12 protein-coding genes are annotated in these 13139 nt (G+C 63.3%); 9 read left to right on the forward strand and 3 right to left on the reverse strand.

Going from position 1 to position 13139, the window contains the following annotated elements:
- Nucleotides 1–24 precede the first annotated feature (24 nt).
- Complete coding sequence (locus ACQ4W4_RS20595) at nucleotides 25–240, forward strand: hypothetical protein (protein ID WP_436543534.1); 216 nt, start codon at nucleotides 25–27, stop codon at nucleotides 238–240.
- Nucleotides 241–351: 111 nt separating this feature from the next.
- On the opposite strand, the gene ACQ4W4_RS20600 is transcribed toward ACQ4W4_RS20595, so the two are convergent.
- Nucleotides 352–729 carry a SirB2 family protein gene (locus tag ACQ4W4_RS20600; RefSeq protein ID WP_070223635.1) on the reverse strand — a complete coding sequence of 126 codons (378 nt, stop codon included), beginning with the start codon at nucleotides 727–729 and terminating at the stop codon, nucleotides 352–354.
- 86 nt (nucleotides 730–815) lie between these two features.
- Nucleotides 816–1262: a GNAT family N-acetyltransferase gene (locus ACQ4W4_RS20605; protein ID WP_436543535.1), complete on the reverse strand. Its 447-nt coding sequence runs from the start codon at nucleotides 1260–1262 to the stop codon at nucleotides 816–818.
- Between the two features lie 283 nt (nucleotides 1263–1545).
- Between ACQ4W4_RS20605 and ACQ4W4_RS20610 the strand changes: the two genes are divergently transcribed.
- Genes ACQ4W4_RS20610 through ACQ4W4_RS20620 form a run of 3 tightly spaced genes read left to right on the forward strand, consistent with a single transcriptional unit; the run spans nucleotide 1546 to nucleotide 4923 of the window.
- Complete coding sequence (locus ACQ4W4_RS20610) at nucleotides 1546–2790, forward strand: MFS transporter (RefSeq protein WP_436543642.1); 1245 nt, start codon at nucleotides 1546–1548, stop codon at nucleotides 2788–2790.
- Nucleotides 2787–4172, forward strand: coding sequence for a NarK family nitrate/nitrite MFS transporter (locus tag ACQ4W4_RS20615; protein ID WP_436543536.1), 1386 nt, complete (start codon nucleotides 2787–2789; stop codon nucleotides 4170–4172). The genes ACQ4W4_RS20610 and ACQ4W4_RS20615 overlap by 4 nt, the downstream gene beginning before the upstream one ends.
- Before the next feature lie 58 nt (nucleotides 4173–4230).
- On the forward strand, nucleotides 4231–4923 hold the full coding sequence (locus ACQ4W4_RS20620) for a carbonic anhydrase (RefSeq protein WP_436543537.1): 693 nt from the start codon (nucleotides 4231–4233) through the stop codon (nucleotides 4921–4923).
- 62 nt (nucleotides 4924–4985) lie between these two features.
- Here the strand turns inward: ACQ4W4_RS20620 and ACQ4W4_RS20625 are convergent, their stop codons facing one another.
- Entirely contained in the window at nucleotides 4986–5357 is a 372-nt protein-coding gene (locus ACQ4W4_RS20625) for a ribonucleotide reductase subunit alpha (protein ID WP_230538234.1), read from the reverse strand.
- 243 nt (nucleotides 5358–5600) lie between these two features.
- Between ACQ4W4_RS20625 and ACQ4W4_RS20630 the strand changes: the two genes are divergently transcribed.
- The 5 genes from ACQ4W4_RS20630 to ACQ4W4_RS20650 all read left to right on the forward strand — a co-directional run bounded on the left by ACQ4W4_RS20630 (nucleotide 5601) and on the right by ACQ4W4_RS20650 (nucleotide 13124).
- On the forward strand, nucleotides 5601–9299 hold the full coding sequence (locus tag ACQ4W4_RS20630; protein ID WP_436543538.1) for a nitrate reductase subunit alpha: 3699 nt from the start codon (nucleotides 5601–5603) through the stop codon (nucleotides 9297–9299).
- 1 nt (nucleotide 9300) lies between these two features.
- Nucleotides 9301–10851 carry a nitrate reductase subunit beta gene (gene narH, locus ACQ4W4_RS20635; protein ID WP_436543539.1) on the forward strand — a complete coding sequence of 517 codons (1551 nt, stop codon included), beginning with the start codon at nucleotides 9301–9303 and terminating at the stop codon, nucleotides 10849–10851.
- Between the two features lie 9 nt (nucleotides 10852–10860).
- On the forward strand, nucleotides 10861–11517 hold the full coding sequence (gene narJ, locus ACQ4W4_RS20640) for a nitrate reductase molybdenum cofactor assembly chaperone (RefSeq protein ID WP_436543540.1): 657 nt from the start codon (nucleotides 10861–10863) through the stop codon (nucleotides 11515–11517).
- Between the two features lie 34 nt (nucleotides 11518–11551).
- Nucleotides 11552–12238: a respiratory nitrate reductase subunit gamma gene (gene narI / locus ACQ4W4_RS20645; protein ID WP_436543541.1), complete on the forward strand. Its 687-nt coding sequence runs from the start codon at nucleotides 11552–11554 to the stop codon at nucleotides 12236–12238.
- 139 nt (nucleotides 12239–12377) lie between these two features.
- A complete protein-coding gene (locus tag ACQ4W4_RS20650) occupies nucleotides 12378–13124 on the forward strand; it encodes a peptidylprolyl isomerase (protein WP_436543542.1) in 747 nt (248 codons plus the stop codon).
- Nucleotides 13125–13139 lie beyond the last annotated feature (15 nt).

Here is a 13139-nt window from a genome sequence, read left to right on the forward strand (position 1 = left end):
CCGAAGGCGATCGAGTTTGACGTCGTGGCTGGCAAGGTCATCTACCTGGGACGTCTGGATGCCAACCGTTTCCTGGAAGTGGCTTCGATACACGACAATTTCGAGGAAGATATCGTCTATCTGAAGAAAGATCCCTTGCTGGCCAATGCCAGCATCGAGAACAAGGCGCTCGAGGTGCGTGAATGGTGGCTAAAGGACGCCACTGGCAAGAAACTTCTGGAAAGAAACCGCGTCAACTAAGCAGGTGCAGAGCGCGCCGCGCGCGTCACGAGCCTTCCTGACGACCGTGGACAAGGGCGTGCTCGGCACTTTGTACTGCCGGCGCGACCCTGCGCTACATGTTTTGACGCATCAGAGCGGCCAGGCTTGCTTGGTCACGGCCACGGCGACGATGTAGGCGAATACCAGCACGGCGAGCGCGAAGGCGGCGCCGCGCACGGCCGGCGTCTTGCCCCGCTTCAGGGCGATGGTGCCCAGCGCGATGTAAGCCACCAGCGCGCACAGCTTGGCGGCTAGCCAGGGCTGGCTGCCCGGCGACTGGCCGCTCCACACGGCCAGCGCGATGGCGCTGGCCAGCAGGGCCGTGTCGACCAGGTGCGGCAGGATCTTCACCCAGCGCTGCTGCAAGGCGGGCGAGGCGCGCAGCATCCAGGCGCCGCGCAACAGGAAAAGACAGCCGCTGGCGGCGGCGCAGCCCATGTGGAAATGCTTGAGGCTCAGATAATCCATGCGTGATATGGTGGCGTTGATTGATGGTGGCGCCAGCATAGCCGCCTTTGGCGTCCTGCGCCATACGCCGTCGGGACGAAATGCAGCTAACGCAGGAATTTCACGTACACGAGTTCCGGGTCGCCTTCATCGAGATGCTCGATCTGGCCGCTGCGCACGAAGCCGGCGCTGGCGAACAGCCGTTGCGCGCCGCCGTTGGACCGGTTCGTCGAGGTGAATAGCTTCTCCGTCCGGCACGCGGCTTCGGCCGCCGCCAGCAGGCGCAAGCCCACGCCGCGCCGCTGCTGCCCGGGAGCGACTACCACCAGCGAGACAAAATCGTGGCCGAAGAAGTCGTCGTGCGTGAGCGCATAACCTGCCACCTGGCCGGCGCGAATGGCCACGTGGCAGCGGCCCTTGCCGACGGCGGCGCGCACGGCGTCGCCCCGGCTGGCGTGCGCCTGCGCATACGCATCGCAAGCCAGCATGGCTTGCACATCGCCGTGCCCGGCAGCGCGCGTGACGATTTCATCTGCTTCCGTTCTGTTTTCCATGCCGCTCCCTATTGTGCCGGTGCCGAGTGTGCCAAAAATGCGCCGGTTTGTAAAACACCCGCCATCCAGGCTAGGCACGCGTCCCGTCATCTAGTCACTTTTGCCGATGCGGCTATCCAGATTGCCTTCCCAGAATCACCCTGTGGCCGATAGTGCCTTTCCCCTTCGCCACGTAAGCTGGTCGGGACGGCTGGCCAGACGGCCAGTGCATTCATGGAGAAACATCGTGGCTACCCTAGATGGCACTAAGAATAACAGTAGTAACAAGGCAGTCGAACCGGGCATGCGGCGCAAGCAGGCGTCCGTATTAATCAGCAGTACCTTCGCATTTACCATCTGCTTTGCAGTCTGGATGATGTTTGCCGTACTGGGCATCCCCATCAAGACCAGCCTGGGCTTGACTGAAACGCAATTCGGCCTGCTGGCCGCCATGCCCGTGCTGACGGGCTCCCTCGTGCGCGTGCCGCTGGGCATCTGGACAGACAAATACGGCGGACGCCGCGTCTTCTTCCTGCTGATGCTGGCCAGCGTGGTGCCGATCTACCTGATCTCCTACGCCACCGCCTACTGGCATTTCCTCGTGCTGGGCATGTTCGTGGGCCTGGCGGGCGGTTCGTTTTCCGTCGGCACGCCCTACGTGGCGCGCTGGTATGAAAAGGAGCGCCGCGGCCTGGCGATGGGCATTTTCGGCGCCGGCAACTCCGGTTCCGCGCTGACCAAGTTCGTCGCGCCGGGCATCGTCGCCGCGTTCGGCTGGCAGATGCTGCCCAAGGTGTATGCGGTGGCCATACTGGCCACGGCCATCATCTTCTGGCTGTTTTCGTACACCGACAAATCGCACCTGGCGCCATCGGGCGAAAGCTTCAGCGCGCAGATGAAGGTGCTGAAGGACCCGCGCGTGTGGCGCTACTGCCAGTACTACTCGGTGGTGTTCGGCGGCTACGTGGCGCTGGCCCTGTGGATGACGAAGTACTACGTGGCCGAATACGGTTTTGATTTGAAGCACGCGGCGCTGCTGGCCGCCTGCTTCTCGCTGCCGGGCGGCGTGCTGCGCGCCGTGGGCGGCTGGATTTCCGACAAATACGGCGCGGCGAAAGTCACCTGGGCCGTGATGTGGGTGTGCTGGGTGTGCTTCTTCCTGCTGTCGTATCCGCAAACGCAGATGGTCGTGGAAACCGTCACCGGGCCGCTGGCCTTCCATATCGGCCTGTCGCCGCTGTGGTTCACCGTGCTGCTGTTCATCGTCGGCATCGCCATGGCTGTCGGCAAGGCGTCCGTCTTTAAGTTCATCGGCGATGATTTTTCCGACAACATCGGCGCCGTCTCGGGCGTGGTGGGTCTGGCCGGCGGCCTGGGCGGCTTCATCCTGCCCGTGATGTTCGGCGCCCTGGTGGACTTCACGGGCGTGCGTTCGAGCTCCTTCATGCTCCTGTACGGCACCGTCTGTGTTTCCCTCGTCTGGATGCATTTCTCGTTCAAGCCGCAGCGCGCGGCGACTATCAATCAACCCGCAGGAGTACAAGCATGAGCCGCTATATGATCAATACCTGGGAGCCGGAAACGCCGAGCTTCTGGCAAAGCACGGGCAAGGCCACGGCCGCGCGCAATCTGTGGATCTCGATTCCTGCGCTGCTGCTGGCGTTCGCCGTGTGGATGGTGTGGAGCGTGGTGGTGGTCAACCTGCCCAACATCGGTTTTACCTACAGTAACAACCAGCTGTTCTGGCTGACGGCCTTGCCGGGCCTGTCCGGCGCCACCTTGCGCATCTTTTACTCGTTCATGGTGCCTATCTTCGGCGGCCGGCGCTGGACGGCCATTTCCACGGGCTCGCTCCTGATCCCCGCCATCGGCATCGGCCTGGCCGTGCAGGATGTGAACACTGGCTATCCGACCATGCTGATCCTGGCCCTGCTGTGCGGCTTCGGCGGCGGCAATTTCGCCTCGTCGATGGCCAACATCAGCTTTTTCTATCCGAAGGCGAGCAAGGGCTTCGCGCTGGGCATGAATGCGGGCCTGGGCAACTTGGGCGTGTCGGTGGTGCAGTTCGTCGTGCCGCTGGTGATCACCTTCGCCGTCTTCGGCGCCTGGGGCGGCGATTCGCTGACCTGGGTCAAGAATGGCGTGAGCAAGGAGATGTGGCTGCAAAACGCGGGCTTCATCTGGGTGCCGTTCATCGCGCTGTCCACTTTGCTGGCCTGGTTCGGCATGAATGACCTGGCATCGGCCAAGGCCTCGTTTTCCGAACAGGCCGTGATCTTCAAGCGCAAGCATAACTGGCTCATGTGCTGGCTGTACACGGGCACCTTCGGCTCCTTCATCGGTTATTCGGCCGCGTTCCCGCTGCTGATCAAGATCCAGTTTCCCGATGTGAACCCGCTCGATTACGCCTTCCTGGGACCTTTGGTCGGCGCGCTGGCGCGCGTGGCCGGCGGCGTGATTTCCGACAAACTGGGCGGCGCCCGCGTCACCCTGTGGTCTTTCCTCTTGATGATAGGCGCCGTGCTGGGCGTGCTGTATTTCATGCCGCAAGCGGGCGTGGGTGGAAGTTTCAACGGCTTCTTCTGGATGTTTATGCTGCTGTTCGCCGGCACGGGCATCGGCAATGCGTCGACCTTCCGCATGATTCCCGTGATCTTCCTGACGGAACACCAGCGCGCTGCCGCCGGCAAGGGCAAGGCGGCGCAGGAGCAAGCGATCGTCGACGCCAACAAGGAAGGCGCTGCCGTCCTGGGCTTCACGTCGGCCGTGGCGGCCTACGGCGCCTTCTTCATCCCGAAAAGCTACGGCACGTCGATTGCGCTGACGGGCAGCCCCGACGCGGCCCTGTGGTGCTTCATCGGCTTTTACGTGAGCTGCGTCGCGATTACCTGGTGGTGCTATGCGCGCAAGAATGCGCCCATGCCTTGCTAAAGTTGGAATGCCTGGCAAGTCATGCTTGCCGGGCGCTGTATGAGTACGAGAGGTGGAAATGGAAGAACTGGAAAAATTCGTCAACGGCTTCAGCCTGTTTCAGCAGCAGTACTTCAGCGAGCCGCAGACCTTGTACGACAGCCTGCGCGACGGGCAGCGGCCCTCGACCTTGCTGATCGGCTGCTGCGATTCGCGGGTCGATCCCATGCTGCTGACGGGCAGCGACCCGGGCGACATGTTCGTCGTGCGCAATATCGCCAATCTGGTGCCGCCGTGCACGCCCGACGCGCCGCCCGGCGTCAGCTCGGCCATCGAGTTTGCCGTCTGCAAGCTCGAAGTGGCCAGGGTCATCGTGCTCGGGCATGCGCGCTGCGGCGGCATCCGCGCGCTGCTGGAACCGCAGCCGCGCGCGGAAGGCCAGGAAACGGACTTCGTGGGGCAGTGGATGCGCATCGCCGAACCGGTGGCGCAGCGCGTGCGGCGCGAACTGGCGCACCGTTCATCGGCAGAGCAGCACCACGCGTGCGAACTGGCCAGCATCCTGCAGTCGCTGGACAACCTGCTTACCTACCCGTGGCTCAAGCGGCGGGTGGAGCAGGGCGTGTTGAAACTGCATGGATGGTATTTCGACATCGACAGCGGGGCGCTGATGGCCTATTCGGCGCGCCAGCAGCAGTTTTTGCCGCTTGTCTGTCCGATCGAGCGGGCGCGCCATCTGCATGAGCGCCCTTGGCCGGATGCGGCCAGGTAATCCGAAACGTGCCGTCAACAATGTGTCGGATTAGGCCGCAGGCCGTAATCCGACAACTTCCCTCAGCTAAAACGCAATAAATCCCCGCTGCGGTCAAACGCCAGCAGGCTGTCGATGCGGCCTTGCTCGATGGCCGTCACCATGGCGCGCAGGGGCGCCTCGCATTCCTGCGCTGCGGGCGGCTGGCCCTCGCGACCCGCCAGTCCCGCCACGAAGACCACGTCCCAGTGCGTCTGCATCTGTTTCGACTCCTCCTTCAATGTCTCGAAGCTGCCCAGTTCATCGGGCAGCTTGTCGGCGCACATCACGGGCGTGAGGGACTTGCCCTGGCCGCCGGGCTGGGCCTGCGCCTGGGTAAAGGTGAACAGCAGGCGTTGCGGCTGCTCCTGGTTGCGGGCGCTGCGCAGCAGGCTGGCGTAATCGGTAATTGGCATGATGCTCTTTCTCTGTGTTGAACGATGACGACAGGTATACCGCAGCCCGCCCGCGCCGCCCATAGGCAATAGTGACTATCCGGGTGACTACGCGCCTATGCATTCCTGGTGCCGGAAACCGACTTCTTGCCAATACCGCCGGCCACGCCGCGTCGATAGACTGTTTGTATCGACGCGTGGGCCATCCGGCTTGCAGCGTTTTTATGACCTGGCGCCGCTCTTGCGGCGCAATGTGGAGGTAGCATGAGTCACTTTCTGGACCGTCTTAAATTTTTTAGCAAGCCCGCCGAGCCGTTCTCGAACGGCCACGGCACCGTGGTCGATGAAGACCGCACCTGGGAAAACGCCTACCGCCAGCGCTGGCAGCACGACAAGATCGTGCGCTCCACGCATGGCGTGAACTGTACCGGCTCGTGCAGCTGGAAGGTGTATGTCAAGAATGGCCTGATCACCTGGGAAACCCAGCAAACCGATTACCCGCGCACGCGGCCCGACCTGCCGAATCACGAACCGCGCGGCTGCCCGCGCGGCGCCAGCTATTCCTGGTACGTGTATTCGGCCCAGCGCGTGAAATACCCGATGGTGCGCGGCCGCCTGATGGAAATGTGGCGCGAAGCGCGCAAGACCATGGACCCCGTCACGGCCTGGGACTGGATCAGCCAGGACCCGGTGCGCTCGCAGCAGTACAAATCCATCCGCGGCCTGGGCGGCTTCGTGCGCGCCACGTGGGAAGAATCGAATGAAATCATCGCCGCCGCGAATGCGCTGACGATCAAGAAATACGGCCCGGACCGCATCGTCGGCTTCTCGCCGATTCCCGCCATGTCGATGGTCAGCTATGCCTCCGGCACGCGCTACCTGTCGCTGATCGGCGGCGTGGCCCTGAGTTTCTACGACTGGTACTGCGACTTGCCGCCGGCCAGCCCGCAAGTGTGGGGCGAGCAGACGGACGTGCCGGAATCGGCCGACTGGTACAACTCGACCTATCTGATGGTGTGGGGCTCGAACGTGCCGATGACGCGCACGCCGGACGCCCACTTCTACACGGAAGTGCGCTACAAGGGCACGAAAACCGTGGCCATCTCGCCCGATTACGGCGAAATGGTGAAGTTCGGCGACATCTGGCTGGCGCCGAAACAGGGCACGGACGCCGCGCTGGCGCTGGCCATGGGCCACGTCATCCTCAAGGAATTCCACTCGGAAGGGCAGAGCGCCTACTTCCGCGACTATGCGCGCCAGTACACGGACTTCCCCATGCTGGTGCTGCTCAAGGAGCATAACGGCACACTGGTGCCCGATTACTTCCTGCGCGCTTCGCACCTGGACAACAACCTCGACGAAACCAACAACCCGGAATGGAAGACCCTCGTCATCGACGAAACCACGGGGGCGATCACGGCGCCGGCCGGCTCCATCGGCTTCCGCTGGGGCGAGTCGGGCAAATGGAACCTGGAGCAGAAGGCGGGCGGCAGCGGCGCGCCCATCGTGCCGATGCTCTCCATGATCAACGACAGCGACGCCGTCACGGAAGTGGGTTTCGCCTACTTCGGCGGCAAGGATGCGTCCGACATGCTGCTGCGCAAGGTGCCGGTGAAAACCATCCGCCTTGCCGACGGCACGACGGGCCTCGTGACCACCGTGTTCGACCTGACCCTGGCCAACTACGGCATCGACCGTGGCCTCGGCGGCGCCAATGTCGCCGAAAGCTATGACGACGACGTGCCCTACACCCCCGCGTGGCAAGAGAAGCACACGGGCGTGAAACGCGCCGACGTCATCACCGTGGCGCGCCAGTTTGCGGAAAACGCGGACCAGACGCGCGGCAAGAGCATGGTCATCGTGGGCGCCGGCCTGAATCACTGGTACCACATGGATATGACCTATCGCGGCATCATCAACATGCTCATGATGTGCGGCTGTATCGGCCAGTCGGGCGGCGGCTGGGCCCATTACGTGGGCCAGGAAAAACTGCGTCCGCAAACGGGTTGGACGCCTTTGGCCTTCGCCCAGGACTGGGTGCGTCCGATGCGCCAGATGAACGGCACCTCGTTCTTCTATGCCCACACGAGCCAATGGCGCCACGAAAAGCTGGAAACGGGCGACATCGCCTCGCCATCGGCGGCCGGCGGCACGGGTGACCTGACCCTGCTCGATTACAACGCCAAGGCCGAGCGCATGGGCTGGCTGCCATCGGCGCCGCAGCTGCAAACCAATCCGCTCGAGGTGGCCAAGGCCGCCAAGGCGGCAGGGCAGGCGCCGGCCGCGTATGCGCTCGACCAGATCAAGGCGGGCCAGCTGCAGTTCTCGTGCGACGATCCCGACAACCCAGCCAACTTCCCGCGCAATATGTTCGTCTGGCGCTCGAACATCCTGGGCAGCTCGGGCAAGGGCCACGAGTACTTCCTGAAATACCTGCTGGGCACGCAGAATGGCTTGCTCAGCGACGAAGACGACTGCATCACGCCGAAACAGGTGAAAGTGCGTCCTGCCGCCGAAGGCAAGCTCGATCTGCTGGTGGTGCTGGACTTCCGCATGTCGACCACCTGCCTGTATGGCGACGTGGTGCTGCCGACGGCCACCTGGTATGAAAAAGACGATCTGAATACGTCGGACATGCACCCGTTCATCCATCCGCTGTCCGAAGCCGTGCAGCCGCTGTGGCAATCGAAGTCGGACTGGGAAATCTACAAGGGGCTGGCCGAGAAATTCTCGGAAATCGGCGGCGAGCTGCTGGGCACCCAGCAAGACATCATTTTGACGCCGCTGATGCACGACACCCCGGGCGAACTGGGCCAGCCTTTCGATCCCAAGGACTGGCGCGCCGGCGAATGCGACGCCATTCCCGGCAAGACCATGCCGAACATGACGGTGGTCGAGCGCAATTATCGCGACGTCTACAAGAAGTTCACCTCGATCGGACCGCTGCTGGAAACCATCGGCAACGGCGGCAAGGGCATTTCCTGGAAAACGGGCCATGAAGTCGACGTGCTGCGCGGCATCAACCGCACGGTGCTCGATGAAGGCGTGTCGAAGGGCCAGCCGCGCCTCGATACGGCCATCGATGCGGCCGAGATGATCCTGTCGCTGGCGCCGGAAACGAATGGCCACGTGGCCGTGAAAGCCTGGGCCGCGCTGTCCGCCATCACGGGACGCGAGCATACGCACCTGGCGCTGCCGCGCGAGCATGACAGCATCCGCTTCCGCGACGTGCAGGCGCAGCCGCGCAAGATCATTTCCTCGCCCACCTGGTCGGGCCTGGAAAGCGAGGAAGTCAGCTACACGGCCGGCTATACCAACGTGCATGAACTGATCCCATGGCGCACCCTGACGGGCCGCCAGCAGTTCTACCAGGATCACCTGTGGATGCGCGATTTCGGTGAAGGGCTGTGCGTGTACAAGCCGGCGATCAACACGAAGACGACGGAAGCGCTGCTGGGCACCAAGCCGAACGGCAACAAGGAACTGGCGCTGAACTTTTTGACGCCGCACCAGAAGTGGGGCATCCACTCCACGTATTCGGACAACCTGCGCATGCTGACCCTGTCGCGCGGCGGACCGCACGTGTGGCTCTCGGAAACCGACGCGAAGACGGCCGGCATCGTCGACAACGACTGGATCGAGGTCTTCAATGTGAACGGCAGCCTGACGGCGCGCGCCATCGTCAGCCAGCGCATCCCGGCCGGCATGACGATGATGTATCACGCCCAGGAAAAGATCATCAACGTGCCTGGCGCCGAGATGACGGGCAAGCGGGGCGGCATCCATAACTCGGTGACGCGCGCCGTGCCCAAGCCGACGCACATGATCGGCGGTTACGCCCAGCTGGCGTACGGCTTCAATTACTACGGCACGGTGGGCTCCAACCGCGATGAATTCGTATTGGTGCGCAAGATGAACAAGGTTGACTGGCTCGAAGGCCCGTTGCAGGAAGAAGGAGCATAGTATGAAAATCAGAGCGCAAATCGGCATGGTGCTGAACCTGGACAAGTGCATCGGCTGCCACACCTGTTCCGTCACCTGCAAGAACGTGTGGACCAGCCGTGACGGCGTCGAGTACGCATGGTTCAACAACGTGGAAACCAAGCCCGGCATCGGCTATCCGAAGCAGTGGGAAAACCAGGACAAGTGGAATGGCGGCTGGCGCCGCACGGACGCGGGCAAGATCGAGCCGCGCCAGGGCAGCCGTCTGAAGATCCTGGCCAATATCTTCGCCAACCCGAACCTGCCTGCCATCGACGAGTACTACGAGCCGTTCACCTACGACTACGAGCACCTGCAAAGCGCGCCGCTGTCGCAGACGCCGCCGACGGCCCGTCCGATCTCCGTGCTGACGGGGAAAAAGATGGACAAGATCGAGTGGGGTCCGAACTGGGAAGATGACCTGGGCGGCGAGTTCGCCCAGCGCAGCAAGGATAAACTGTTCGACAATATGCAGAAGGAGATGTACGGCACGTTCGAAAACACCTTCATGATGTATTTGCCGCGCCTGTGCGAGCATTGCCTCAATCCGACGTGCGTGGCATCGTGCCCGTCCGGCTCCGTGTACAAGCGCGAAGACGACGGCATCGTGCTGATCGACCAGGACAAGTGCCGCGGCTGGCGCATGTGCATCTCCGGTTGCCCGTACAAGAAGATTTACTACAATTGGTCGTCCGGCAAGGCGGAGAAGTGCACCTTCTGCTTCCCCCGCATCGAAGCCGGCCAGCCTACCGTGTGCTCGGAAACGTGCGTGGGCCGCATCCGCTACCTGGGCGTGCTGCTGTACGACGCCGACAAGATCGAGGCTGCAGCCTCCGTGCCGCAGGAGCAGGACCTGTACCAGGCGCAGCTCGACCTGTTCCTCGACCCGCACGACCCGGCCATCATCGCCGAGGCGCGCCGCCAGGGCATCCCGGACCTGTGGCTCGATGCTGCCGTCAAGTCGCCCGTCTACAAGATGGCCGTCGAGTGGAAGGTGGCGTTCCCGCTGCATCCGGAATACCGCACCTTGCCGATGGTGTGGTACGTGCCGCCGCTGTCGCCGATCCAGGCGGCCGCCGAATCGGGCAAGCTGGGCGTGAACGGCATGCTGCCGGACACCCAAAGCCTGCGCATTCCCGTGCAGTACCTGGCCAATCTGCTGACGGCCGGCGACCAGCCGCCCATCGTCACGGCGCTGGACCGCATGCTGGCCATGCGTGCCTACATGCGCAGCAAGACGGTCGAGAAGGTGGAAAACCTCACGGTCCTCAAGCAAGTGGGATTGACCAAGGCGCAGGTGGAGGACATGTACCACATCATGGCCATCGCCAACTACGAAGACCGTTTCGTCATCCCCAGCAGCCATAAGGAAATGGCCGAGGACAGCTTCAACGAGAAGGGTTCGTGCGGCTTCAGCTTCGGCAACGGCTGCTCGGACGGCAGCAGCGAACCGACCTTGTTCGGCAAGAAAAAACACGGTTCGGCCATCTTCATGCAGATGCCGAAGTCGCGCAAAACGGCGCCCGGCGCTTAAGGAGCTCATATGGAACACGCTATGCATCACTATCAAGCCCTTTCCCGCCTGCTGCTGTATCCCGAGCCCGAGCTGATCGAACACCTGCCGCAGCTCGATGCCGCGCTGGCGGCAGTGCCGGAGCAGCACGCGCTGCTGCGGCCCTTGCTGGCGCACCTGGAAAGCAGCAGCCTGATCGACCTGCAGCAGCAGTACGTGGCCACCTTCGACCGCAATCCGTCGCACTCGCTGCACCTGTTCGAGCACATCCACGGCGAATCGCGCGACCGGGGCCAGGCCATGGTCGACCTGATGGAGGAATACAAGCGCCACGGCCTGCAGATGGTGGGCGACGACTTGCCCGACTTCGTGCCCCTGTTCCTGGAATTCCTGGCGCAGCTCGACGAGGCAGCATCGGCGCCGCTCTTGGGCGACGCCGTCCACGTGCTGGCGCACATCGGCCGCAAGCTGACGGCCAACGGCAGTCCGTATGCGCCCGTCTTCACCTTGCTCGAACGCCTGAGCCCCGTGGCGGCAGAAATGCTGGCCGAACCGCCGGTGCGCGACATGGATGAAGCGCTGGAAACCTTCGGTCCCGGTGCGGACGGCGTCGAGCCCTTGCTGCGCCAAGCCCCGGGCGGCGTCCATCCCGTGCATTTTCACCCGCAGCCGCGGCGCGCCGCTTAATTGGCCGCCTGCGCCCGCATGAGGAGAGTACATCATGAGTAATTATTTGCATCAATTTGTGTATGGTATTTATCCATACATCGCGCTGGCCATCTTTTTCCTGGGCAGCCTGATCCGTTTCGACCGCGAGCAATACACGTGGAAGTCCGATTCCAGCCAGCTGCTGCACCGTGGCAGCCTGCGCCTGGGCAATATCCTGTTCCACCTCGGCATCATCGGCCTGCTGTTCGGCCATGCGGCCGGCTTGCTCACCCCCGTCTGGGTGTGGGACACGCTGGGTGTGTCGCACAGCCTGAAACAGGGCGTGGCCATGGCGGCCGGCGGCGTGATGGGCGGCCTGTGCCTGGTCGGCATCCTGATCCTGCTGGCGCGCCGCTTCGGCAATGCACGGCTGCGCGCCGTCACCACGGCCGGCGACAAGCTGGTGATGGTGTGGATCCTGCTGGCCTTGCTGCTGGGTCTGTCGTCGATCTTCGTCTCGGCTTCGCACATGGATGGCCACATGATGGTCTTGCTGATGAACTGGGCGCAGCACATCGTGACCTTGCGCGGTGACGCCGCCAGCTTCATCGTCGATGCGCCGCTGGTGTTCAAGCTGCACCTGTTCATGGGCATGTCGCTGTTCGTCATCTTCCCGTTCACCCGTCTGGTGCACGTATGGAGCGGCTTTGGCGCCATCGGATATCTGGGCCGCGCTTATCAACTGGTGCGCCGCCGCTAAAAAACGCCATGAAAAATCTACTGCGCGTAGCGATTTGCGGCCTGCGATGCTCACTGTGCATGCGCACAGCTGTGCTTCTCAGCCGCAAATCATCTCCGCTCGCGACGATTTTTCAGGCTATTTATGGAAGGAAAGTAAGATGGGAATCTCCGTCAATGGCATCGATATCGACGATGCCGACATCGCGCAGGAACTGCCGCATCACGACGGCGCCGGCAATCCGCTGAAACAGGCCGTACATGAACTGGTGCTGCGCCGGCTGCTGCTGGCCGAGGCCGAACGTCTCGGCGTGCAGGGCGGCAGCATGGATGACCGCATCGAGGCGCTGTTCGAGCAGGAAGTGCGCGTGCCGCCCGCCGACGATGCGGCTTGCCGCACCTTTTATGCGCAGCGCCCGCAGTTGTTTCGCAGCGGGGCGCTGGTCGAGGCGCGCCACATCCTGTTCCAGGTGACGCCGGAGGCGCCCCTGGAGCTGCTGCGCACGACGGCGCAAGCCGTGCTCGACGCCCTGAAACTGGCGCCCGAGCGCTTCGGCGAGCTGGCGGCGCAGTATTCGAACTGCCCGTCCGGCGCCCTGGGCGGCAACCTGGGCCAGCTGTCGCCGGGCCAGAGCGTGCCGGAGTTCGACGCGCTGCTGTTCCGCCTGGAAGAGGGCGCGCTGGCCGGCCATTTGCTGGAAACGCGCTTCGGCTACCACATCGTGCAGGTGCTGCGCCGGGTCGAAGGCCAGGCCATACCGTACGAAGCGGTGCAGGCGCAGATCGCCGACCGCCTGGCGCGGGCGGCGTGGCAGCGCGCGGTGCACCAGTACCTGCACTTGCTCGTGGGACGGGCCGACATTGCCGGTATCGAGCTCGAAGGCACAGCCAGCCCGCTGGTGCAATAGCTAAAAAGGCGTAGT

This window comes from Janthinobacterium glycogeni, assembly GCF_051380725.1.
In the GTDB taxonomy this organism is placed as follows: Bacteria; Pseudomonadota; Gammaproteobacteria; order Burkholderiales; family Burkholderiaceae_D; genus Janthinobacterium.

What these genes read in the sequence shown, in the direction of transcription:
- ACQ4W4_RS20600 (WP_070223635.1), bottom strand. Translation starts at nt 729, where the DNA reads ATGGATTATCTGAGCCTCAAGCATTTCCACATGGGCTGCGCCGCCGCC.
- ACQ4W4_RS20605 (WP_436543535.1), bottom strand. Translation starts at nt 1,262, where the DNA reads ATGGAAAACAGAACGGAAGCAGATGAAATCGTCACGCGCGCTGCCGGG.
- ACQ4W4_RS20610 (WP_436543642.1), top strand. Translation starts at nt 1,546, where the DNA reads ATGCGGCGCAAGCAGGCGTCCGTATTAATCAGCAGTACCTTCGCATTT.
- ACQ4W4_RS20615 (WP_436543536.1), top strand. Translation starts at nt 2,787, where the DNA reads ATGAGCCGCTATATGATCAATACCTGGGAGCCGGAAACGCCGAGCTTC.
- ACQ4W4_RS20620 (WP_436543537.1), top strand. Translation starts at nt 4,231, where the DNA reads ATGGAAGAACTGGAAAAATTCGTCAACGGCTTCAGCCTGTTTCAGCAG.
- ACQ4W4_RS20625 (WP_230538234.1), bottom strand. Translation starts at nt 5,357, where the DNA reads ATGCCAATTACCGATTACGCCAGCCTGCTGCGCAGCGCCCGCAACCAG.
- ACQ4W4_RS20630 (WP_436543538.1), top strand. Translation starts at nt 5,601, where the DNA reads ATGAGTCACTTTCTGGACCGTCTTAAATTTTTTAGCAAGCCCGCCGAG.
- narH (WP_436543539.1), top strand. Translation starts at nt 9,301, where the DNA reads ATGAAAATCAGAGCGCAAATCGGCATGGTGCTGAACCTGGACAAGTGC.
- narJ (WP_436543540.1), top strand. Translation starts at nt 10,861, where the DNA reads ATGGAACACGCTATGCATCACTATCAAGCCCTTTCCCGCCTGCTGCTG.
- narI (WP_436543541.1), top strand. Translation starts at nt 11,552, where the DNA reads ATGAGTAATTATTTGCATCAATTTGTGTATGGTATTTATCCATACATC.
- ACQ4W4_RS20650 (WP_436543542.1), top strand. Translation starts at nt 12,378, where the DNA reads ATGGGAATCTCCGTCAATGGCATCGATATCGACGATGCCGACATCGCG.